At 49.7% G+C, this 22,562-nt stretch carries 23 protein-coding genes; 14 read left to right on the top strand and 9 right to left on the bottom strand.

The window, feature by feature from the left end; genetic code table 11:
• The first annotated feature begins 16 nt into the window (after window positions 1-16).
• Window positions 17-1,180: a glycosyltransferase family 4 protein gene (locus AWQ22_RS03670; protein ID WP_065710223.1), complete on the top strand. Its 1,164-nt coding sequence runs from the start codon at window positions 17-19 to the stop codon at window positions 1,178-1,180.
• 73 nt (window positions 1,181-1,253) lie between these two features.
• Window positions 1,254-1,718: a hypothetical protein gene (locus AWQ22_RS03665; protein WP_030005952.1), complete on the top strand. Its 465-nt coding sequence runs from the start codon at window positions 1,254-1,256 to the stop codon at window positions 1,716-1,718.
• 31 nt (window positions 1,719-1,749) lie between these two features.
• Here the strand turns inward: AWQ22_RS03665 and AWQ22_RS03660 are convergent, their stop codons facing one another.
• Both AWQ22_RS03660 and rlmN read right to left on the bottom strand, forming a co-directional pair.
• Entirely contained in the window at window positions 1,750-2,046 is a 297-nt protein-coding gene (locus AWQ22_RS03660) for a TatA/E family twin arginine-targeting protein translocase (RefSeq protein ID WP_012306345.1), read from the bottom strand.
• 34 nt (window positions 2,047-2,080) lie between these two features.
• Entirely contained in the window at window positions 2,081-3,121 is a 1,041-nt protein-coding gene (gene rlmN, locus AWQ22_RS03655; RefSeq protein ID WP_065711620.1) for a 23S rRNA (adenine(2503)-C(2))-methyltransferase RlmN, read from the bottom strand.
• A gap of 192 nt (window positions 3,122-3,313) precedes the next feature.
• On the opposite strand from rlmN, the gene AWQ22_RS03650 reads away from it, so the two are divergent.
• The 5 genes from AWQ22_RS03650 (at window position 3,314) to AWQ22_RS03635 (ending at window position 8,258) form a co-directional block, all read left to right on the top strand.
• Window positions 3,314-4,147 carry an alpha/beta hydrolase gene (locus AWQ22_RS03650; RefSeq protein ID WP_198166520.1) on the top strand — a complete coding sequence of 278 codons (834 nt, stop codon included), beginning with the start codon at window positions 3,314-3,316 and terminating at the stop codon, window positions 4,145-4,147.
• Between the two features lie 9 nt (window positions 4,148-4,156).
• Window positions 4,157-4,912, top strand: a complete 756-nt coding sequence (locus AWQ22_RS03645; protein WP_065710221.1) for a phosphonate ABC transporter ATP-binding protein — start codon at window positions 4,157-4,159, stop codon at window positions 4,910-4,912.
• A 26-nt stretch (window positions 4,913-4,938) separates the two neighbouring features.
• Window positions 4,939-6,738, top strand: a complete 1,800-nt coding sequence (locus AWQ22_RS03640; protein WP_065710220.1) for an ABC transporter ATP-binding protein — start codon at window positions 4,939-4,941, stop codon at window positions 6,736-6,738.
• A gap of 61 nt (window positions 6,739-6,799) precedes the next feature.
• On the top strand, window positions 6,800-6,973 hold the full coding sequence (locus AWQ22_RS16910; RefSeq protein WP_012306340.1) for a hypothetical protein: 174 nt from the start codon (window positions 6,800-6,802) through the stop codon (window positions 6,971-6,973).
• 4 nt (window positions 6,974-6,977) lie between these two features.
• Window positions 6,978-8,258 carry an FAD-binding oxidoreductase gene (locus AWQ22_RS03635; RefSeq protein WP_065710219.1) on the top strand — a complete coding sequence of 427 codons (1,281 nt, stop codon included), beginning with the start codon at window positions 6,978-6,980 and terminating at the stop codon, window positions 8,256-8,258.
• Here AWQ22_RS03635 and AWQ22_RS03630 read toward each other — a convergent pair.
• Window positions 8,255-8,749 (bottom strand): PH domain-containing protein, encoded by a 495-nt coding sequence (locus AWQ22_RS03630; protein ID WP_065710218.1) that lies wholly within the window; start codon window positions 8,747-8,749, stop codon window positions 8,255-8,257. The two genes, AWQ22_RS03635 and AWQ22_RS03630, sit on opposite strands and share 4 nt — an antisense overlap.
• Before the next feature lie 277 nt (window positions 8,750-9,026).
• Here AWQ22_RS03630 and typA point away from each other — a divergent pair, with 277 nt between their 5' ends.
• Window positions 9,027-10,820, top strand: a complete 1,794-nt coding sequence (gene typA, locus AWQ22_RS03625) for a translational GTPase TypA (protein WP_065710217.1) — start codon at window positions 9,027-9,029, stop codon at window positions 10,818-10,820.
• Between the two features lie 97 nt (window positions 10,821-10,917).
• On the opposite strand, the gene AWQ22_RS03620 is transcribed toward typA, so the two are convergent.
• Both AWQ22_RS03620 and AWQ22_RS03615 read right to left on the bottom strand, forming a co-directional pair.
• On the bottom strand, window positions 10,918-11,535 hold the full coding sequence (locus tag AWQ22_RS03620) for a cation transporter (protein WP_065710216.1): 618 nt from the start codon (window positions 11,533-11,535) through the stop codon (window positions 10,918-10,920).
• Between the two features lie 83 nt (window positions 11,536-11,618).
• A complete protein-coding gene (locus tag AWQ22_RS03615; protein ID WP_030005943.1) occupies window positions 11,619-11,984 on the bottom strand; it encodes a metalloregulator ArsR/SmtB family transcription factor in 366 nt (121 codons plus the stop codon).
• Window positions 11,985-12,241: 257 nt separating this feature from the next.
• On the opposite strand from AWQ22_RS03615, the gene acsF reads away from it, so the two are divergent.
• The 4 genes from acsF to AWQ22_RS03595 all read left to right on the top strand — a co-directional run bounded on the left by acsF (window position 12,242) and on the right by AWQ22_RS03595 (window position 16,318).
• Complete coding sequence (gene acsF / locus AWQ22_RS03610; RefSeq protein WP_012306336.1) at window positions 12,242-13,321, top strand: magnesium-protoporphyrin IX monomethyl ester (oxidative) cyclase; 1,080 nt, start codon at window positions 12,242-12,244, stop codon at window positions 13,319-13,321.
• 215 nt (window positions 13,322-13,536) lie between these two features.
• Entirely contained in the window at window positions 13,537-14,379 is an 843-nt protein-coding gene (locus tag AWQ22_RS03605) for an inositol monophosphatase family protein (protein WP_065710215.1), read from the top strand.
• Between the two features lie 62 nt (window positions 14,380-14,441).
• On the top strand, window positions 14,442-15,464 hold the full coding sequence (locus AWQ22_RS03600) for an ATP-binding cassette domain-containing protein (RefSeq protein WP_065710214.1): 1,023 nt from the start codon (window positions 14,442-14,444) through the stop codon (window positions 15,462-15,464).
• Window positions 15,465-15,547: 83 nt separating this feature from the next.
• Window positions 15,548-16,318, top strand: a complete 771-nt coding sequence (locus AWQ22_RS03595) for an alpha/beta fold hydrolase (RefSeq protein WP_065710213.1) — start codon at window positions 15,548-15,550, stop codon at window positions 16,316-16,318.
• A 2-nt stretch (window positions 16,319-16,320) separates the two neighbouring features.
• Here the strand turns inward: AWQ22_RS03595 and AWQ22_RS03590 are convergent, their stop codons facing one another.
• A complete protein-coding gene (locus AWQ22_RS03590; RefSeq protein ID WP_065710212.1) occupies window positions 16,321-17,247 on the bottom strand; it encodes a homogentisate phytyltransferase in 927 nt (308 codons plus the stop codon).
• Window positions 17,248-17,316: 69 nt separating this feature from the next.
• Between AWQ22_RS03590 and AWQ22_RS03585 the strand changes: the two genes are divergently transcribed.
• Together AWQ22_RS03585 and AWQ22_RS03580 are read left to right on the top strand one after the other, a co-directional pair.
• Window positions 17,317-18,480, top strand: a complete 1,164-nt coding sequence (locus AWQ22_RS03585) for a class I SAM-dependent methyltransferase (RefSeq protein WP_065710211.1) — start codon at window positions 17,317-17,319, stop codon at window positions 18,478-18,480.
• Between the two features lie 27 nt (window positions 18,481-18,507).
• Window positions 18,508-19,584 (top strand): glycosyl transferase, encoded by a 1,077-nt coding sequence (locus AWQ22_RS03580; RefSeq protein ID WP_065710210.1) that lies wholly within the window; start codon window positions 18,508-18,510, stop codon window positions 19,582-19,584.
• Here AWQ22_RS03580 and AWQ22_RS03575 read toward each other — a convergent pair.
• The 3 genes from AWQ22_RS03575 to AWQ22_RS03565 form a co-directional block, all read right to left on the bottom strand.
• Window positions 19,581-20,138, bottom strand: coding sequence for a hypothetical protein (locus AWQ22_RS03575; protein WP_062432640.1), 558 nt, complete (start codon window positions 20,136-20,138; stop codon window positions 19,581-19,583). The genes AWQ22_RS03580 and AWQ22_RS03575 overlap by 4 nt on opposite strands.
• A gap of 8 nt (window positions 20,139-20,146) precedes the next feature.
• Entirely contained in the window at window positions 20,147-21,385 is a 1,239-nt protein-coding gene (locus AWQ22_RS03570; protein WP_012306328.1) for a type II secretion system F family protein, read from the bottom strand.
• 65 nt (window positions 21,386-21,450) lie between these two features.
• Window positions 21,451-22,557, bottom strand: coding sequence for a type IV pilus twitching motility protein PilT (locus AWQ22_RS03565; RefSeq protein ID WP_012306326.1), 1,107 nt, complete (start codon window positions 22,555-22,557; stop codon window positions 21,451-21,453).
• Between the last annotated feature and the right edge of the window lie 5 nt (window positions 22,558-22,562).

Genomic DNA, 22,562 nt, shown 5'->3' with positions numbered 1-22,562 from the left:
CACAGGATCCCCCTCAATGCATGTTGCTTGGCTCGGTAAAAAATCTCCTTTTTGTGGCAATGTCACCTATGGCCGTGAAGTGACCAATCACCTCCTCGATCGGGGCTATCAAGTGAGCTTTCTCCACTTTGCCCAGCAGGAAGAATGTGACCAAAAATGGCGGGACTGCCCAGAGGTTTTTTTACCCTTCCTCTACAAGTCGCAAATTTACACGATCCCCAGTCCGAAATCGAGTCAAGTGCTGATGCGATCGCTCCAAAAGTTCCAGCCAGACCTCGTCCATGCCTCCCTGACCCTCTCACCCCTAGATTTTCGTCTGCCCGACATCTGCCGCGAACTCGATTTGCCCTTAGTGGCCACCTTTCACCCTCCCTTTGACAGCAAACTACGCAACCTCAAATCCAGCACCCAATACCTCACCTACCAGCTTTATGCCCCCTGTCTAGCCAATTATGACCGGGTGATTGTCTTCTCAGAAATCCAAAAGGAAATGCTCGTCAAACTGGGAGTGCCACGGGATACGGTGCGCATCATTCCCAATGGTGTCGATGAACAAAAATATGCCCCGGCCCTCAGTGCCTACCGCCACACCTTCCAAGCGAAACGGGTATTCATTTACCAAGGCCGCATTGCCCCTGAGAAAAATGTAGAAGCCCTCCTCAAGGCTTGGCGACTGGCCAATATGGGGGAAGATTGTGTGCTGTTAATGGTCGGTGATGGCCCCCTCAAGGCTTCCCTAGAATTGCTTTACACCGAAGATCAAGGGGTCCGCTGGCTTGGGTTTGTCGGCGATGAAACCCAGCGGATTGATCTCCTCCGGGCGGCAGATGTGTTTGTGTTGCCCTCTTTGGTGGAAGGATTGTCTTTATCACTCCTCGAAGCAATGGCCTGCAGTTTGGCCTGCATTGCCACGGATGCCGGCGCCGATGGGGAAGTACTCAACCAAGGAGCCGGGGTTGTCCTCGATACCCAGGGAGTCACCGGACAACTGAAAACCCTTTTACCCTTGTTCCGCGAACAACCAGAATTAGTTACAATCCTGGGTCACAAGGCGAGGCAGCGGGTGTTAGAACGTTACACCTTGCAGAACAACATTAGTCAGCTCGAACAAACTTACCAAGAACTCTGTCCCACGGCGGCATCTGCCCCCCATCCGGCTCCAGTGCAAAGTTTTCCCTAAAAGGTTTACTGTTGGCCAAGGTTTATCATGGGGAGACCAATGTATTTTTTGGCGATCGCCTTGATATTGTTCTATGAATTTAGACCAACAACTGCAAATCCTCATTGACCAAGCCCCCCAGGATGGCAAGATGCCCCAGGTGATGGCCCAGGCGATCGCCCCAGTCCTCAAAGCCTTCGCCCAAAAATTACAATCCCTCGAATACTATGTTTGTCAATCTTTAGAGGGGGACTGGCTCATCACGACCCTTGCCCAACAGAGCGATCCCCAGCAGACCAAAACCGTTATTTACGGCTTCTCAAGCCTCGCCCTCGCCCAACAGCACCAGGGCAGCAATGCCGATCCGTCCCTAATTGCTGTGCCTCTGCCCGTCACCCACCTGTTGTTTCAGTTATTTTCGCTGGCCGCCGTTGATAGCTTGATCCTCACCGAAGCCCAGGGGAGCCTTGAAATTCGCCGCCAGGATCTGCAACAGGCCGTTCAACAACAATTATTAGGCGATCGCCCCCGTCAAACCCCAGGTAGTCAGTGGGCTTAAACAAGATACCAAGGACAAACCCGGTTAATCCCTAACTAGATGGGGTATCAGCTTTTGTTTCCTGATCAGAGGTTTCCGGTTTCGCTTCCGTGGCCTCGACTTTTTCGCCGTTCCCTTCCTCTAGGCGGGCCTGCATCGAAACAGTTTTTTCAATTTTTTCGGCTTCTTTCTTAAATTCTTCCTGGAACTCGTTGGAGGCATCCTGGAAACTGCGGATTGTTTTCCCAAGGCTCCGGCCAATCTCTGGCAACTTTTTCGGGCCAAAGATTAACAGAGCAATAATAAAAATGAGGGCCATTTCTGGCAGGCCAATCCCGAAAATATTCATAGATTCTGGGGGTTAAGGGTGGATTTTTGCTGTTTTATTTTACCGTTGCCGGGGCAGATCGTCGGAGGTTTGATCGCAGTTGACCGCAGGCCGCATCCGCCTCCAAGCCCTTAGAATAACGCACGCTCACCGCGATCTTGTGATCCTGGAGGATTTGCTTAAAGACATTGATCCGTTTTTTCCCCGGACGCTGGAAAGGCACTTCGGTAATGGGATTGTAGGGAATTAAATTCACATGGCTTTGGAACCCTTTTAGTTTTTTAGCTAATTCGGCGGCATGGTCGGGCAGATCATTCACCCCCGCCAGCAAAATGTATTCAAAACTGAGGCGGCGACGGGTGATGGCGACGTACTCGCGGCATTCGTCCAACAGCTCCTCAATGGGATAATGGACAGCGGTGGGAATAATTGATTCTCGGAGGGCTTGGTTCGGGGCGTGGAGGCTTACCGCTAGGGTGATTTGCAGATTCTGCTGGGCCAGGGTGCGGATCTGATCGGGTACCCCCACGGTAGAAACTGTCAGCGATCGCTGGCCAATGCCGATGTCTTGGTTCAGGCTTTGGATCGATTTGAGCACCTGTTCAAGGTTGGCGAGGGGTTCCCCCATACCCATAAACACCACATGGCTGACCCGTTGCTGGAAATCTTCTTGGACAGTGAGCACTTGATCAACGATTTCATGGGCTTGGAGATGCCGGGTAAAGCCACTTTTGCCAGTGGCACAAAAATCACAGGCCATGGCACAGCCCACCTGGGAAGAAACACAGACAGTGAGGCGTTTTTCGGTGGGGATACCGACCGTTTCAATAATTAAGCCATCGTGGAGTTGGAGGAGATATTTGCGGGTGCCATCGGGCGCAGTGCGTTGGTGGTGGATCTGCGATCGCCCCACGGGATAGGTGCCCATTTGCTCACGCCAAGCCTTCGGAAAGACGGTGATTTCACTCAGGTCATGGATCCCTTTTTGGTAGAGCCAATTGTAGAGCTGTTTGCCACGGTAGGCGGGTTGACCAGTGGTTTCGATCCAGTCGGTCAGTTCCGGGAGACTTTTGCCGAGGAGTACGTCTTGGGGCATGGGTTGCAAGGGAAAGGGGCGATCGCCTGTGATTGGGTTAAGGGATAAAGTTAAAAAATTCCTTTTCCATTGTGGCATAGGGGCCGTTGGTTCCTGGTAAGGTGCCCAGACAATCGAAAAACTGTCCTTAAATCCTTGGCTCCCCCAGGGAATCTGCCTATGATTTAAAGGTGGCGTATGGCAAGGAGAATAATGGTTGGCTGGCTATTAATTGGACTGGTATTACTCTATCTGGGGGGCTGTGGTTATCTCTTTTTTGGGCAGCGGCGGATTATTTTTGAACCCCAAGCTCAACCCTTACATCCAGTGCCGTCGGATTTTGCTCTACCCTACGAAACGATCACGATCCCCGTCACTTCAACGCAACAATTAACGGGCTGGTGGCTACCCCAGAACAAGGGGGACAAGACGCTACTATTTCTCCATGGGAATGGTGGGTTAACGGCTTACAATTTCCAGGCGATCGCCCTCTGGTCCCAAGCGGGCTATTCGGTCTTGGCTTTTAACTATCGGGGCTATGGCCAGAGCAGCCCTGGCTTTCCCCAAGAATCCCAGGTGTACCAAGATGCAGCGGCAGCCTATACCTTTCTCACCGAAACGAAGGGGATCCCAGCCCAGCAGTTGACCATCCATGGTCATTCCCTCGGCGGGGCGATCGCCATTGAATTGGCCCAGCGGTATCCGGTGGGCGGCTTATTTCTAGAGGGCACCTTCACCTCGATGTTCGCCATGTCTACCACCAAACCCCTCTATCGAATTTTTCCCGTCTCTTTCCTTTTACACCAGCGGTTTAATTCAGCAGCCAAAATTACCCAACTCCAGCTACCGATTTTCTTTTGCCACGGGGAATTGGATGAAACAGTCCCCAGTACCATGGGGGCGCAACTGTGGGCGATCGCCAATGAACCCAAGCAATTTCAAGCTGTGCCTGGGGCCGACCACCATAACCTCGCCGCCGTGACTCCAACCACGATCCAGCAGGGCATTACCTGGCTCGAAACCAAGCGTGCCCTCTGCCACGGGTGATTAAAACAGATGACAGAACCAATTTTTATGGGGCGATCGCTCTCTTGTCACTTCCGGGGTGTTGCGGCCCTGACGGAACTCAACTTTAAAATTTATCCCGGTGAGAAGGTGGGCCTGATTGGGGCCAGTGGCGCAGGCAAAAGTACGCTCCTTAGTCTCCTCAATGGTCAACAACAACCAACCCAGGGGGAATTGCTCATCTGGGGGGAAGCGATCGCAACCCTCTCCCCAAAGGGACGGCGACGTATCCAACGGCAGCTTGGTACCATTTACCAACAACTTCATTTGGTCGAAAGTCTGGCCGTCATTCACAATGTCAATGCGGGTCATCTGGGGCGTTGGTCGTTCCTTCAAGCAATGTTTTCCCTGATCTTTCCCCAGGAGCGTCCCTTGGCCGAAGCCGTCTTAAAACAGGTGGGCATTCCCGAAAAACTCTTTGCTAAAACCAGTGACCTATCGGGGGGACAAAAACAACGGGTTGCCTTGGCGCGGGTCTTGGTGCAAAATCCGGCGGTGATCCTCGCAGACGAACCGATTTCTAGCCTTGATCCTCAACTGAGTCGGGAAATGATGGATTTGCTAGTGCAGCTTTGTGAAACCCAAGGCAAAACCCTCGTCGTCAGCCTCCACTCCCTGGAATTTGCCCGGAGCCACTGCGATCGCCTAATTGGTCTCAAGGGCGGCAAAATCCTGTTCGATCAGCCCACCACAACGGTCAGTGAGGCCCAAATCAACCACCTCTATGGTGAGCAATCGATATACTAGATGTCTGCATTTCTTGAAAAATTTCCATGGCGATCGCATCCTCTTCTGTTCCGAAAAATGATTGGCAACTGGCCGGGAAGCTCCTTCCCTACGCCAAGAAAAATCTTATTACCCTTGTTGTGTCGATTGTTTTGCTGATCCCCTTGGCGATCGCCGGTGCGGTGCAACCCCTCGTTGTCGGTCAGGCAGTTTCCCTATTGCGGGGCGAAACCGTGTGGGGCATCCTCGCCGATCTCAGCATTCCAGAAGGGATTAACCGTTTAATCTGGATTCTGTTGGCCACCATTGTGATTCGCTTGGCCTTCACCTCGATCCAAGGGTACCTCGTCCAAAAAGTGGGCCAGGAAATTACCGCAGGCATCCGCCAGGATTTATTCGATCACGTCACGTCCCTTTCTTCTCGCTTCTTTGACCGGATGCCTGTCGGGAAGCTCGTCACCCGCTTAACCAATGACGTGGAAGCCCTGGGTGATGTTTTTGCCAGTGGGGCGATCGGCATTATCAATGATGTCATTTCCCTGGCCGTGATTATTGTTTCGATTTTTTTGTTGCAATGGCAACTGGCGACGCTCCTCATTTTGATGTTGTTGCCCGTCACCTTTTTGATCGTTTATTTTCAGGGGCAGTACCGCAAAGCCAACTACCAAGCCCGGGAAGAACTATCCCAACTGAACGCGATGCTCCAGGAAAACGTTGCGGGGATCAATATCGTGCAATTATTTCGTCGGGAGGCCCTGAATGCCGAGTTATTCCGGACGGTTAATGATCGCTATCGTCTGGCTGTCAATAAAACCATCTTCCATGACTCGGCTGTTTCTGCCACTCTGGAGTGGATTTCCCTAGTGGCGATCGCCGGAGTGCTCTGGTTGGGGGGCTGGCTGATTTTCCAGGATGCCCTGAGCTTTGGGGTGTTGTCCGCCTTTATTCTCTATTCCCAGCGGTTATTTAATCCCCTGCGCCAATTTGCCGACAAATTCACCATGTTCCAGTCGGGACTAACGGCCATCGAACGGGTGACAGAATTGATGTCGGAGCCCATCGAGATCCAAGATAAACAACAGCATTTAACGACTTCTCTAAATCTCTCGGATTCGGCCTCCGGTGAAATTATTTTTGATAATGTTTCCTTCGGTTACAAGCCTGGGGAATATGTCCTGAAAAATCTGAATTTTAAGATCAAACCCGGTGAAAAAATCGCCCTTGTGGGGCCAACGGGAGCAGGCAAAAGTTCAATCATTCGTTTACTCTGTCGTCTGTATGACCCTAGTGAAGGACGCATTCTCGTTGATGGCATTGATATTCGTGATCTGCCCCAAGAAGATCTGCGGCGGCACATTGGCGTCATCCTCCAAGAAAGCTTTCTTTTTGCTGGAGATGTTCAACGCAACATTACCCTGGGGGAGGAGTATCCCTTTGAGGCGGTAAAGCAGGCTGCAGTGCTGACCAACGTCGATCAACTCATCGAAGAATTGCCCCAGGGGTATCGCACAGCCCTCCGGGAGCGGGGCACAAATCTTTCTGGGGGCCAAAAACAACTGTTGGCCTTTGCCCGGGTCGCAATCCGGGATCCGAAAATTCTGGTACTCGATGAAGCTACGGCAAGTCTTGATGTGGGTACAGAGGCATTGATTCAGTCGGCCCTAGAACAACTCCTTGAAGACCGCACGGCAATTATCATTGCTCACCGTCTCTCGACCATCCGGGATGTGGATAAAATCATTGTCCTAAAGCAAGGAGAAATCCTCGAAACAGGGAACCACGATCAACTCCTCGCCCAAAATGGGTTGTATGCCAGCCTCTATCGTTTGCATATGTTGGGAGACTAGACGGGGCGTTTCCTTTGCTTGGTATGATAATGAACACAGAATTTTCATAAGGAACGGGCCGATGACAACCCACTTCATTACCGCAGAAATTGATCTCCAGGAAAATCCAGCAGATTTGCCCAAGGAAATTGAAGCAGAGCTCGAAAAGCGGGGTGATGTGCTCCGGTGGGCAATCACTGAAGTTGAAGAAAATACGGCAAAAGTTGAGGCGATCGCCTTAACTCCAGAAGACTAAAATCATGGCTTTGGTGGTTGATCCCGGTACCCAGAATATCGATCTAAAAGCGTGGCAATATTGTCATCCCCATTGGCATCGGCAGATGGAACGGATCAGCCGTCAAAGCCCCGAAGCTCTGCTTGTGCCCCACTCCCGCGCAGCCCTAACGGAAATCCTCCGCACAGCCCACCGGGAAAAAATTACGATTATCCCCTGCGGTAACGGCACAAAGCTCGCTTGGGGTGGACTCACCCCGAAAGTAGATTGGTTGGTGAGCACCCGGCAGTTAAATCGCATTGTGGATCATGCCGTTAATGATCTAACCATTACGGTGGAAGCAGGGATCACCTTTGCTGAACTACAAAACCATCTCAGGCCCTATAAACAGTATCTTCCCCTCGATCCGAGCTTCCCCAACCAAGCAACCCTAGGGGGGATTGTAGCCACGGCAGATACCGGCAGCTTGCGTCAACGTTACGGTGGTGTGCGGGATTTACTCCTGGGAATCACCATGCTCCGGGCCGATGGAACTTTGGCAAAAGCCGGGGGAAAAGTAGTTAAAAATGTGGCGGGCTATGATTTGATGAAGCTCCTCACAGGTTCCCATGGCAGTTTGGCGACGATTACCAAATTAACGTTTCGTCTCTATCCGATTCAAGAGCAGTCCCAAACGATCTTAATGCTTGGGTCGTCCGCGCAAATACGCCAGGCCCAGAGCCAAATTTTAAATTCTGTACTTACGCCAGCGGCGGCAGATCTGCTTTCACCTCGACTATTACAACGGTTACAAAGGGGAACTGGAGAAGACTGGGGTTTGCTGCTGCGTTTTGAGGCGATCCGTGAGAGTATTACGGCACAACTGCAGGAGCTGGAGACTATCGGGCAGCACCTGGGTTTAGTCAGCCAACCGGAGCACCTAGATCTGTGGGCACAGCTACGGAAAGCTTTATTTGGGGAAATGGTGGTCGCCAAGGTCGGCATTCTATCCCATCAAAGTATGGCTTTGCTGCAACACATTGAGACCCTAACCAATGGTCAGGCGATCGCCCGGATCCATTGCAAAAGTGGCCTGGGCATCATTGCGTTTCCCCATGATCAATTTCTCCGACAATTCCGAGCCATCCGGGATTTTTGTCAGGCTCACCACGGTTTTTTCACAATTTTAGATGCCCCCTATCGCCTCAAGCAGCAATTTGAACCCTGGGGCTATCCAGGCGATGCCTTGCCGTTGATGCGCCGCATTAAACAGCAATTTGATCCCCAAAATATCTTGAGTCCCCAGCGTTTTGTGGGCGGCATTTAACGACGGAGAATTGCAGCGACAAACTGTTCAGGCTTCTCTGGGGTGACGACAATGGTCTGGTTAGGCCATTTCAAAACCACTGTTAAACGAACCGCTGTGGCATAGGCATTGTAGTGACCCAACTTTTTATTCCAAAATTTTCCGGTAAAGGCAAATAGACCACCATTACCAAACAGCCGTAACGAACCATCCATGGCGGTGGGATCGTAGGTGGCACTTTCTAGATTTTCTAAAGCGATTTCTGTGCGCCACCCCAAGCGTTCAACATAAAGGCGATCGCCGTCCAGATGATAGCCTCGCACCATAAATAACGCCGTCATTACCACAATGCCGATGGGCAAAATAATCCACAGCAAAAAATAAGGATTCTGTTGTTGGAGTCCTAAAATCAAAAACAGCAGCACCATGGCCAACAACACTACGCAAACAAGAGTTGTAATGGTGATTAAAGTTTGACTCCAGGGAGCCTTAAAAAACAGACTATTTTCCATAACCGTGACAAAAAGCTGATTTCACGGTAGCAAAGTTCCCCAAGAATTACGGCAGCGGTAAAGTTTTATCTCTGTTGGCCAGTATTGCCTGGCGCCCTTCAACATTTCCGCACATTTATCTCGTAAATCTTGGCCGTGACGGTGCTACCCTGGATTTCTCGCCCGCCTAGTAGCCGAAACTTCACAACTTAAATATTAAGAAAGATGATAATTAGGCTACAATTGGGCAGAAATTGTCAAAAAAATTTACAGGTCTTAGGAACCATCCGTAAAATTTATGTCTCTTCCCATTCGTAACGTCGCGATTATTGCCCACGTTGACCACGGTAAAACGACCCTTGTTGATGCTCTCTTACATCAATCCGGCATTTTCCGAGAAGGCGAAGACATCCCCGATTGCGTGATGGACTCCAATGACCTCGAACGGGAACGGGGTATTACGATTCTTGCCAAAAATACCGCCGTCCGTTACAACGACATTCTGATCAATATTGTTGATACCCCTGGCCACGCTGACTTTGGTGGTGAGGTAGAGCGCGTCCTCGGCATGGTAGACGGTTGCATTTTGATCGTCGATGCCAACGAAGGCCCAATGCCCCAGACCCGTTTCGTCTTGAAAAAAGCCCTCGAAAAAGGTCTACGCCCGATCGTTGTCGTTAATAAAATCGACCGCCCTAACGTCAATCCTGAAACTGCCGTTGATAAAGTCTTTGATCTGTTCGTTGAACTCGGTGCCGATGACGATCAATGTGACTTCACCACTCTCTATGCCTCTGGTTTATCTGGTTTCGCCCGGGAATCCCTCGACGATACCAACGAGGATATGGAACCCCTCTTCCAAGCGATTCTGCAGCACGTTCCCCCGCCAGCCGGAGATGTTAACAAGCCCCTCCAGTTGCAGGTTACGACCCTTGATTACTCCGATTACCTGGGCCGGATTGTCATCGGTCGTCTCCACAACGGCACGATTAAAGCGGGACAACAGGCAGCCCTGGTCAAGGAAGATGGCACCATTGCCAAGGCAAAAGTGGCCAAGCTGATGGGCTTTGAAGGCTTAAATCGTGTTGAACTCGAAGAAGCGACCGCCGGAATGATCGTCGCTGTTGCCGGGTTTGCTGATGCCAATATCGGGGAAACGGTAACGTCCCCTGAAGATCCCCAAGCTTTACCGCTGATCAAGGTGGATGAGCCTACATTACAGATGACCTTCTCTGTGAATAATTCCCCCTTTGCGGGCCAAGAAGGAACCTTTGTGACCTCTCGCCAAATCCGCGATCGCCTCGAAAGAGAACTCGAAACCAACGTGGCCCTGCGGGTCGAAGATGGCGAGTCCGCCGATAGCTTTGCTGTGTCCGGTCGGGGTGAACTGCACCTGGGTATTTTGATTGAAACCATGCGTCGGGAAGGTTACGAATTCCAAGTGGCCCAGCCCAAGGTGATTTACCGCGAAGTAAATGGCAAACCCTGTGAACCCTTTGAATACCTCGTGCTCGATGTCCCGGAAGAAGCGGTGGGTAGCTGTATCGAACGACTCGGTCAGCGCAAAGGGGAAATGCAAGATATGCAAGCTGGCGCAGGTGGACGGACTCAACTCGAATTTGTGGTACCCGCCCGTGGTTTGATTGGTTTCCGGGGTGAATTTATCCGGATCACTCGCGGTGCTGGCATTATGAACCATAGTTTCCTGGAATATCGACCCATCTGTGGCGACTTCGACACTCGCTACAACGGCGTCATCACTGCTTTTGAAGAAGGCACAGCAACCTTCTATGCCCTCAAGAACGCTGAGGATCGCGGTCAATTTTTCATTACCCCAGGCACTAAGGTTTACAAAGGCATGATTGTCGGGGAGCACAACCGTCCCCAAGATCTAGAGCTAAATGTTTGTAAAGCGAAGCAGCTCACGAACCATCGGGCTGCCAGTGGTGATGAACTAGTTCAGTTACAAGCCCCCATGGAAATGAACCTAGAGCGCGCCCTCGAATATATCGGCCCCGGAGAACTCGTAGAGGTTACGCCCGAATCGATTCGTCTGCGGAAGGTGGAAACGAAGAAAATGGCTAAACGCTAATGTTCTAGGCATGACCCAACACCTGAAGGGTGAATGTTAGTGATTTTAAGAAAGGCTGATCCTGCCATGATGTGGGATCAGCTTTTTTTATTTCTAGTTATTGTTGTTGCATTTCTCGCCACGATTGCGACAAAACTTTACTGGCTGATTTGGCGAAGACAAAGGTCAGGAGAAAACCCACCAACAAATCCGGCAGATTAGAATTCGAGAGAAACACCAATCCGGCAGCAATTAACACGGATGTATTGGCAATGATGTCATTGCGGGAACACAACCAAACAGAAGACATATTGAGATTATCGTTGCGGTGACGTGTTAAAAGCAGTAGGCAAAGTAAATTCGCAAGTAACGCGACGATACCAATCGTCCCCATAATGGAAGCTTCCGGGCTAACACCTGCGAACAATTGATAGCTCGCCCTTGCAAACACTACAACCGCAAACAAAAACATAATGACTCCCTTAAGGAACGCGGCTCCAGCCTGAGCCTGAATACTCTTGTTAATGACATATAAGCTGCTGGCATAGACCAGGGCATCCCCCAACATATCCAAAGAATCTCCAGTTAAAGAGAGAGAACCCGCTCGAATCCCAGCCCCAAACTCGACCAGAAACATTGCTGCGTTGATAAACAACACGACCCAAAGTACTTTTGCTTGTTGTTGCTTTAGTTTCGACAACGCACAAGCTTTAGCTTGACAGCAATTATCATCCATGACTTGGTTTTACATTTCGATATTCAAATTAATATTAGAATGTTTTTGCCGATAAGTGCAGATCAAGTTGAAGTTGATTTGTTTTATTGTGCAAGTTTGTTAAGGGCGTGGCTCAGGATTTCAGCAACCCGTTGATCTCGGAGGGAGTAATAGGCTAGTTTCCCTTCATTCCGATATTTCAGGATTTTGAGATCGCGTAATTTTCGTAAGTGATGGGAAGTCGTGGCAATTTTGATGTTGAGTAAAGCCGCAATGTCACACACGCAGAGTTCTTCACTTGTACTGAGAGCGGCCAGGATCTTGAGACGGGATTTGTCGGCTAAAGCGTTAAAGAGAATCTGAGCTTCTTCGAGTAAATCACCCTCTGGTAATTGTTCACTGGCTTGGGCCACCAAATCCGTATTAACACAGCGGACTTGGCAGATATCCTGTGATTTTGGCTTTATCACAACTTTTAAGGGCGCAAATTCTACAATTTAATTGTACTCATTGGGTCATCGATCCCAGAAGGCGATCGCCTTAATTTCGTGATTTATCTTGCAATATTTTGTAACAATGTGTATCAACTATTCACAAAAAAGGGTTTAAACCCTGGTGTAGAGCTTGTTAGACTGTAACCTAATCAAAACCCCAAGTCTCACGCGGTTATATTTGGCAAAAAAGAGACTGATCCCCATAAAAAACGGAAGCAATAAACATTACAGATATGGTAAGCACTGTTAACAAATCTGCTGGCGTAGAGGAATTGCGCCCCGGCGTGAAGGTTCCGGCGAAGGAAACTATCCTGACTCCCCGCTTTTACACCACCGACTTCGATGAAATGGCGAAGATGGATCTTTCTGTCAACGAAGAAGAGATGGAAGCGATCATCGAAGAATTCCGCGTGGACTACAACCGTCATCACTTTGTTCGGGATGAGTCTTTTGATATCTCCTTCGACCATATCCAAGGGGAAACCCGGCAACTCTTCATCGAGTTCCTGGAGCGTTCCTGTACTGCTGAATTTTCCGGCTTCTTGCTCTACAAAGAATTAGGCCGTCGCCTTAAGGACAAGAATCCTCTGTTGGCTGAAGGGTTTAACCTCATGTCCCGGGACGAAGCGCGTCACGCTGGTTTCCTCAACAAGGCGATGACGGACTTTAACCTGTCCCTTGACCTCGGTTTCCTCACCAAGAGCCGCAGCTATACTTTCTTTAAGCCGAAATTTATTTTCTACGCCACCTACCTTTCGGAAAAAATTGGGTACTGGCGTTACATCAAGATTTATCGTCACCTCGAAAAGAATCCCGAAGACCGCATTTATCCGATTTTTAAATTCTTTGAGAACTGGTGCCAAGATGAAAACCGTCACGGGGATTTCTTTGATGCCCTGATGAAAACCCAGCCCAACATCCTCAATGACTGGAAAGCGCGGTTGTGGTGCCGTTTCTTCTTGCTCTCTGTCTTTGCGACGATGTACCTCAATGATACCCAGCGCCATGGTTTCTACGAATCCATCGGCTTGAATGCGCGGGAATTTGACAAGGAAGTGATTTGGGAAACCAACAACACCGCTGGCCGGGTTTTCCCGATCATTCTCGATGTCGAAAAGCCTGAGTTCTACGAGCGTTTAGAAACCTGCGTCAAGAACGGCGAAAAACTGCGGGAAATTGATGCCAGCGATGCGCCTGCGCCTGTGAAGCTGTTGAAGAAGTTACCTGCTTATCTCTCTAACGCAACCCAATTCATTAGTCTTTATCTGATGAAGCCGATCCGCGTTGATCAACTGGCTGGTACTGTCCGCTAACACCCTTTTGGAGAATACCCTCCCTCCGCCTTCGGCACCTCCCTCAAAGAGAGGATAATTTGCCTCCTTCTTTTTTAGAGGGAGGATTTTTTTGTCTAGAGATAGCGAGATTGCAGGGTTTTGGGCTATGGTTGTTTAGCCAGACGAGGTATTGATTGACTCAGTGGCGATCGCCTTTTTTGGACTGGGATAACGTTTCTGGATCTAGCACACCGATGGTTGATGCATTATTTTGGACGGACATTTTGACCTTTGCGGCGGACACAAGTCACCGGATTGGCGCAGAATTAACGGAAAAATTTGGGAAGCTCACGGCAGTTCGCAAGGCCGATGGTAGCTTGGTGACGGAAGCGGATCGGTGGTCTGATCGGGAAATTTGTCAGGCGATCGCCACAGCCTTCCCTGACCATGGCATTCTCAGCGAAGAAAAAACGCATATTTTGCCTGGAAATGATTGGTGTTGGGTGATTGATCCCATTGACGGCACAACGAATTTTACGCGGGGCATTCCGATCTGGGGCATTTCCCTGGGGCTACTTTACAAAGGCACCCCTGTTTTTGGCTATGTGCATTTCCCTTGGTTGCGTCAATCCTTCCATGGCTATTGGTACGGAGACTCCGGTTTAACGGGGCCGACCGGGGCGTTTTGTAATGGCGAACCGCTCCAGACCAGCGACGACGAGCCGAGCCTAAACCATATTTTTAACCTCTGTGCCCGGAGTACGGCGGTGGCAGCTCAACCGGATTTTCCCTGTAAGATTCGCTTGATGGGGGTTGCCAGCTATAACGTTTTAATCGTGGCTTCGGGGGCGGCCCTAGGGGGCGTGGAAGCGACGTCGAAAATTTGGGATATTGCGGCAGTTTGGGCGATTATCCAGGCGGCTGGGGGAGCCATTGAACCCCTCGAACCGAACCCGATGTTTCCTTTAGAAATCGGCAAAAATTATGGCGATCGCCCTTTTCCTTGTTTAACAGCGAGTCGGGCAGAACTGATTCCCGTCTTCAAACCCTGGGTACAATTTATTGGCGATCAAGTCTGCGAAAAATACGGATTGTAAAGAACTTCGATACAATACACAACTGAGCATTTTGACGAACCATTGCGAGGACTCCCCCGACCATGACTGTTGCGGTTGCCATTGACCACCTCCAGAAAAGCTACGGCACCACCCAAGCGGTAAAGGATGTCTCCTTCACGGTGGAACAAGGAAAAATATTTGGGCTGTTGGGGCCAAACGGCGCAGGCAAAACGACGACGATTCGCTGTCTCTGTACCCTCGCCCAACCGGACGGGGGCCAGATCGAAGTCTGCGGTATTTCTGCCCTGACCCAACCGAAAGCAGTGCGACAACGGCTCGGTTATGTGGCCCAGGAAGTGGCGATCGACAAAATTCTCACCGGACGGGAACTGCTGAATTTACAGGCAGCCCTCTACCATCTGCCGAAAAGCTTTATTCCCCAGCGGGTGGAACAACTCCTTAATGCTCTAGGTTTAAACGATTACGCTGACCAAAAAACAGGCACCTATTCCGGTGGTTTGCGCAAACGCTTGGATTTGGCGGCAGGTCTGCTCCATCAACCGGATGTGTTGGTTCTAGACGAGCCGACGGTGGGCCTCGATATCGAAAGTCGTGTTGCAGTTTGGGATTTTCTGCGGCAACTGCGGGCGGCAGGCACGACAGTGATTATCACTAGCCATTACCTCGAAGAAATTGATGCCCTCGCCGATAGTGTCGCGATTATTGATCAGGGCCAAGTCATTGCCAATGGTACCCCCAACGAACTCAAGGATAAAGTGGGTGGCGATCGCATTACGTTACGCATCGAAGAATTTACCTCTGCCCAGGATGCCGAAAAAGCAAAAGAAGTGGTGTCGGCTTTGGATTTTGTTGAGAGCGTGATTATTAATGGCTCCCAAGGGAATTCTTTGAATCTGGTGGTGAGTCGCCAGGGCAATCACCTGAGCACCATTGAGCAAAGCATTCAAGCGGCTGGACTGCCCATTTTTAGCTTGAGTCAAGCGCGGCCTAGTTTGGATGACGTTTATCTCGCGGCTACGGGTAAGACCCTCATGGATGCCGAAATCGAAGCGGCCAGCAAGCGGGATTTCAAAAAAGAGAAAAAGCAACAAATGAAAGGTTAAGCCAATCCATCGTTTCTGGAGAATTTGTCCGCGCAAAAGTTGATCGCTCAAAAACCCTCGCTAAAGATTATCAAAAAATATTTATGGGATGTGTTGTTCGGAATGGACGCCTACGTTTAAATCAAGGCCAGATTTTTTGGCGAGAAACAGGACAAGGGGAGGCGATCGCCTTTATTCACCGGGAATATAGCGACGGTAGTCAGTGGTTAGATTTTTTTGAAAATTTAGGGCGAGATCATCAATGCTTTGCACCGGATTTGTTGGGGTTTGGGGATTCTGATCCAGCAGTTTCGTCCCAGTCTATTCAATGGCAGAGTGAAATTTTAGCGGAATTTTTTAGCCAATTAAATCTGAAAAAAATATATTTTGTGGGAGATTCCCTTGGAGCTTGGGTCGCCGCTCGTTACGCCCTGAACAATCCTGAACAAATTCAAGGTTTGGTCTTACTTTCTCCGATTGGTTTTGAAGCCCCCAATAATGCTGGTTATTTCCTTGAAAAATGCTTGCTATTACCAATTCCAATTTTGCCTTGGGGACTTAAATTACTTTATCCCCTAGGTAAGCTAATTGGCCTCGGTCACAAGATTCAAAAACTGCTCAACTATCGACAACAGTTGCTTAAATCTCCGGCCAGTCGGCGACTTTTGTTTCAGCGGCATCCCAGTGAAATTCAGGCAGAATACCTAAACTCTGAATTGTCTCAACTAACTGCACCTACGTTAATTGTTTCAGCCGATCAAGGCTCCCACCAAGCCTTATTGTTTGCCCAAAAAATTCCCCAATCACAAATGGTTAAAGTCCAAGACAACATAGAGGCGATCGCCTTGATTAAAAACTGGCTAAAACAACAATGATTTTAAAGCCAATGGGCGAGGGGAAACAAAAGATATTCCAGAAAGAAGAGTTTCCAAATAAATTGATAAAAGCTGGCAATGGATTTTTTCGATTCAAGATCAATCTGACGACTACGCCACCACAGCAGAGCACCCAGGATAATGTGACACCCAATAAATAGCAGTTGATTCAAACTGGTGGTCATCGTTATTTCACCGACAATCATACCGGCGTAGCAAGCAAAAATAATCCCCAACGAAAGCTGAAAAATCCGTTTTTTACCCAACAAAATTGTAAAGGTTGTGATTTGATATTGGCGATCGCCTTCTAGATCCGGAACGTCTTTAAAAATGGCGATCGCTACCGTAAACACAATAATAAACCCCGTCAACAGCCATACCGTCGGCGTAATCACCACTGGGTTCTGTAACATCATCTGAAAATGGGCAAAAAGACCAAGGTTCACCACCACACCCCGCACCGTAAAAATACACATCGCTGCGAGTAGGGGAAATCGTTTCAGGCGCACTGGGGGCAGAGAATACATTGTCCCGATGGCCAAACTGCCCCACACCGTCACCCCAAGCCACAGGCCACTAAAAGCACTCAAAATCAGCGCTAAAGCTCCGCAAAACCAGACAATCCCCCAACCCGTTTTTCGAGAAAAATGCCCTGCCGCCACTGGTAAATGGGGTTTATTAATTTTGTCAATGTCAATGTCCGTCAGTTGATTGAGGCCGACAATAAAGACATTGCCCGCCAGACAAGCGAGCCAAGCAACAAGCACCGACTGACCATAGCCCCAGGAAAATGTTTCAGGGGTCACCGCCAGCAGCGCCAAGGCCCAAACACTCAGACTCGTGCCGATAATCGTATGGGGCCGGGAAAATTGCCATAGGGAAGCAAAAAATGACGGTCGCGGGGCAGTGGGAGAGATAGAAGACTTCACAGGTAAAAGGTTGCACCTCAAAAAGGCGGCAGCATACACTAATCGCACATCATTTTAACGGACTTGTCCATGGCTTCCCCCCTTTTGGCGATCCTCCAGGAAAAACTCCAGGCCGCACCGCACCAGCGCCTCACCTTTGCTGAGTTTATGGAGTTGGCGCTCTATCACCCCACGGCAGGTTACTACAGTAGCGGGAAAGTGGCGATCGGTGCCCAGGGGGATTTCTTTACGGCCACGTCCCTCGGCCCAGACTTTGGGGAATTATTGGCAGAACAGTTGCTCCAAATGAAGCAGATTTTGGGGCGATCGCCGTTTCAGATCGTCGAAATGGGAGCAGGCAAGGGCGACTTGGCGAAGGATATCTTATTTTACCTCCAGCAGCATTATCCAAAAGAACTTGAAGAAATTAAATATTATATTATTGAAAAATCCCCGGCTCTCCGCCAAGAACAACAGGAAAAATTAGCGGGGTTTTCCTATTGCAAAATTCAATGGTGCGATTGGTCAGAGTTGCCAGAAAATAGTATCCAAGGCTGTTTTATTTCTAATGAATTGCTTGATGCCTTTCCGGTACATTTAGTCACAGTGAATGCCGGGAAACTTCAGGAGATTTACGTTCAATATAATCCCGCTCAGAATTCATTGCAGGAAGTGAAAGATTCTCTATCTATACCGGAGATTCAAGCTTATTTTAATCACTTAAATATTGATTTCTCTAATTATCCTGATGGTTATCGCACAGAAGTTAATCTAGGAATGTTGAGTTGGTTAGAGCAGCTACAGACCAAACTAAAAACCGGTTATATTCTCACCATTGACTATGGCTATCCAGCGAAAAAATATTATCATCCCCAACGGTCTCAGGGCACTTTACAATGCTATTTTCAACACCGTCGCCATGATAATCCCTACACCAATTTAGGCGAGCAGGATCTAACAGCCCATGTGGATTTTACCAGCCTCCAAAACCATGGCGAATCCCTAGGATTAGCAACTTTAGGTTTAACGCAACAGGGACTTTTTTTGATGGCTTTAGGGTTAGGCGATCGCCTCAATGCTTTATCCCAAAACCCCACCGATGTGATGACCCTCTTTCGCCGCCGGGATGCCCTCCATCAGTTGATCGATCCCATGGGTTTAGGGGGCTTTTATGTCTTGGTTCAGGGAAAAAATCTCACGGATAATCAGCTTCAGACTTCCCTAAAGGGTTTAACCCAGCCCCCCATGGTCTAATAGTTTTCAACGATTGCGGAAAGTTCTATGCGTCCTGTTTTGTATTTGGCGATTACGAGTCATGGGTTTGGCCATGTGGTGCGGGTGGCTTCGGTGGCGGCCCAGGTGCAGAAATTACTGCCCGATGTATTGCTGATTTTTGTGACGACAGCGCCCCACTGGTTGATCAGAAGTTATGTCAAAGGGGATTTTATTCAGCGGCCGAAACGGTTGGACGTGGGGGTGATTCAGGCGGATAGTTTCTCCATGGACTACAGTGCGACCCTAGAGAAATTGCGGGAAATTCGTCGGCGATCGCCCCGGATTATTGCGGGTGAAGTGGACTTTTTACGGTTAAATCGTGCCCAGTTAGTCCTCGCTGATTTGCCGCCCCTGGCGATTCCCATTGCCCATGGTGCGGATATTCCCTGTTGGTGTATGGGAAATTTTGGTTGGGATTTTATTTACCGTGCTTGGGGTGGAGAATTTATTCCCGAAGCCGATTGGATTACAGAGCTTTATCGTGAAGGCGATCGCCTGTTTCGTTTACCCCTGCACGAACCCATGGGGAATTTTGCAAACGTTACCAATGTGGGACTGACGGGGGGTGATCCGCAATATGATCTGGCAGCCCTGCGGGAAAGATTTCAATTAACTCATCCCAAGGAAAAAACTATTCTTCTCAGTTTTGGCGGCCTCGGTTTTGCTGGAATGCCCTATGAAGCCTTGGCGCAATTTCCTGATTATCAATTTATTAGCTTCGACCGTAACGCCCCCGATTTAGCAAATCTCCGCAAAATTACAGAGACCCAGTACCGCCCCGTTGACTTCATGCCCCTGTGCGATCGCATTATTTCCAAACCGGGCTTTAGTACCTACGCCGAAGCCCTGCGCCTCGATCTTCCCGTTGTGACCTTGCCTAGGGATGATTTTGCCGAAGGGCCAATTTTAATTAAAAACCTCCAACAATATGGCCACCACCAAATTTTAGATCCAGAGCAATTTGCCCAGGGTGATTGGGATTTTCTTCGGGAATCACCCCAACCGCCCCAAGGCAATCAACCCATCGATAAGACGGGCATAAAGGCGATCGCCCAAGCCATTGCCGAATTTCTCAGCCATTAATTTCCCGTAACAAAAACTTCGGGTATAGACTCCGGTTCAGGAAACGGTGATTCCCCCAGGACAAAGGGGAGATGTGCCCCCGTAAGTCCCTTAATAATGTGCTCAGGGGTTGTCGGGAACACCACAAACAGAGGGTGAATTTGGGCCGGAAGATTACTGATCATGTGGGCCTCCGACTCTGGCATTAACCACTCGTAATCTTGATCAAGGTAAACCTGGGTATGACGCCAGCGCAGCAATAGCTCCGAAAACGTTTCCCCAGGCCGATGGATAAACACCATAATTTCGGCATCTAGCTTAATTTGCCACTCCGGATCACAGGTTAAAATCGCCAGATCACAAGGCAAAATCAAGGTTTTTGGAGTGGAGCGCTGTTCATTTCTGCTGAGGTGGCGCATCACCGGCAGCGGCATCACAATTAAACTCCCCTCAGGACGCCGGACACTGGGCACCAAAGAAAGGTAAGGGCGATGTTGCTTCAGTAAGGCGATCGCCGTTTGTCGATCACTGTAGGCCGCTAAAAGCGTTTCATACTGACTTTGCTGTCCGGTCATCGTTTGTTCTAACCCAAATCTTCAAATACCTTAAACATCGGCAGATACATCGAGAGCAAAATAACACCAACCATCGCCGCAATAATCACCATCATCGCTGGTTCTAGAATACTGGTCAGCGCCTTTACCGTCTGCTCTACTTCATCTTCGTAGAAATCTGCCACCTTCATCATCATGCTATCTAATTCCCCTGTTTCCTCACCAATGGTCATCATTTGAATCGCAAGGATCGGAAAAACCCGGTCGCGATCGAGGGCAACACTTAACATCCCCCCTTCTTGAATTTCAGACTTGGCATCATTAATCGCCTTGGCAATGACCACATTCCCCGCCGTTGCCCCGACAATATCAAAGGAATTGAGGATCGGTACCCCAGACCGGGTTAATGTCCCGAAGATCCGACAGAACCGAGCCACCGCATTTTTCCGGAGCAAATCCCCAAACAGAGGCAACTTGAGTAACAAAGAATCAATTTGCCACCGCCCCATTTCGGTGTTGTAGTAGCGGCGGATCGCAAAAAAGAGAATATTGGCACCAATAATCATCAGGAGCACATTCCCAAAAGGCATTGGCAATAACCCTTCGCTAGTCCGCAGAAAGTTACTGATCCCCATCATGATGATCGTTAAAGCCGGAAGTTCTGTGCCAATACTTTCAAAAATATCGGCAAAAACCGGAATCAAAAAGACGGTCATCCCAAAGAACACCGCCACCGCCAAAAATGCCACGGCCATTGGATAGGTCATGGCTGATTTGATTTGGTTTTCCAGTTTGGCCATGTCTTCGAGTACCTTCGCCAAACGGTTCAGGACTTCATCGAGCACCCCACCAATTTCACCGGCTTCTACCATGCTGACATACAGGGTATCGAAGCATTCTTCGTGGGGCCGCATCGCGTCGGAAAGATTCACCCCCTGCTGAACTTCGGCCTTGATGGCAGTGAGGGCTTTACGCATCTTGATGTTGGAGTGGTTTTCTCCCAAGATGCTTAGACAACGAACGATCGCCACCCCAGCATTGATCATCACCGCAAATTGTCGCGAAAATACGGCTTTATCTTTGATGGAAACTTTCGCGAGGGCCTCTTCTAAAAACGAGAGATCGATTTCCCCCGGCTTCATGATCTTGCCCACTTCTGGATAGCGCGTCGCTAGCATGGTGCGGGCTTGTTCGGGGGAGTTGGCTTCGATTTTTTCTTTTAGCTTTTGACCGTTGCGATCAACGACTTGTGCGACATACTGTGCCATGGCTTTCGTTCACTGGGAAAAATGGAATAAAGGGTGCTCTTGCCAGCTTAACTGACAATATTTATTTAGCGACGTTTTGCGGTTGGACTAGCCCCCAAGGCTCCCCCAACGAGTCGTTGTAGTTCATCGGGTTTACCACTCTTCGACAGGGCTTCTTCAAAGGTAACGGTGCCTGTGGCCACTAAACCCGCCAGGGCTTGCTCCATGGTTTGCATGCCGAGTTTCATCCCCGTTTGGATTGCTGAGTAGACCTGGGCGCTTTTTCCTTCACGAATCAGATTGGCGATCGCCGGGGTGACAACCATAATTTCTTGGGCCATAGAGCGCCCGAATTCACCGGGTTTCGGATTCGCTTTTTTCACCAGGCATTGACTAAAAACAGCCAAGAGAGAGTTGGAGAGCATCGCCCGAATTTGGGGCTGTTGGATCGGCGGGAACACGTCTAACATCCGGTCGATGGTGCTGGCGGCGGAGTTGGTGTGGAGCGTCCCGAAGACGAGGTGCCCGGTTTCAGCGGCGGAGATAGCCAAGGAGATAGTTTCGAGGTCTCGCATTTCCCCGACGAGGATGATGTCTGGATCTTCCCGGAGCGCGGCCCGGAGCGCATTGGCAAAGCTTTTGGTGTCTTCTCCCTTTTGCCGTTGGTGGAAAAGGCTTTTGTGGTTTGGGAAAACGTATTCAATGGGGTCTTCGACGGTGAGGATATGTTCGGCACGGGTGCGGTTGATCAAATCCAACATCGCAGCCATGGTGGTGGTTTTCCCAGAACCCGTTTGGCCCGTAACCAGCACCAAGCCCCGGGGACGCTCGGCCATTTCCCGCACAATATCGGGTAAACCGAGTTGATCAAAGTTGGGAATTTTCGAGGACAAGGCCCGCAGGCAAGCGGCATAACAGCCCCGTTCTTTGTAGACATTGACCCGGAAGCGCGCGAGTCCTTTCACGCCATAGGAACAGTCTAGTTCCCAATTTTGCTCTAGGTCTTTGCGTTGGGTGTTGTTGAGCATACTGAAGATGAGCTTTTGGGCATCTTGGGCGGAGAGGGGCTCGTCATTAATGGGGCCAAGTTTCCCACTGACTCGGAAATAAACGGGGGCACCGGCCTGGATGTGCATATCGGAGCCGCCCATTTCTACGAGTTGCTCCATGAGGTCTTCGATCATGTAATCCATTGGCT

Source organism: Picosynechococcus sp. PCC 7117 (assembly GCF_001693275.1).
Classification (GTDB): Bacteria; Cyanobacteriota; Cyanobacteriia; order Cyanobacteriales; family MRBY01; genus MRBY01.
This window is presented reverse-complemented; position numbering and strand designations above follow the sequence as displayed.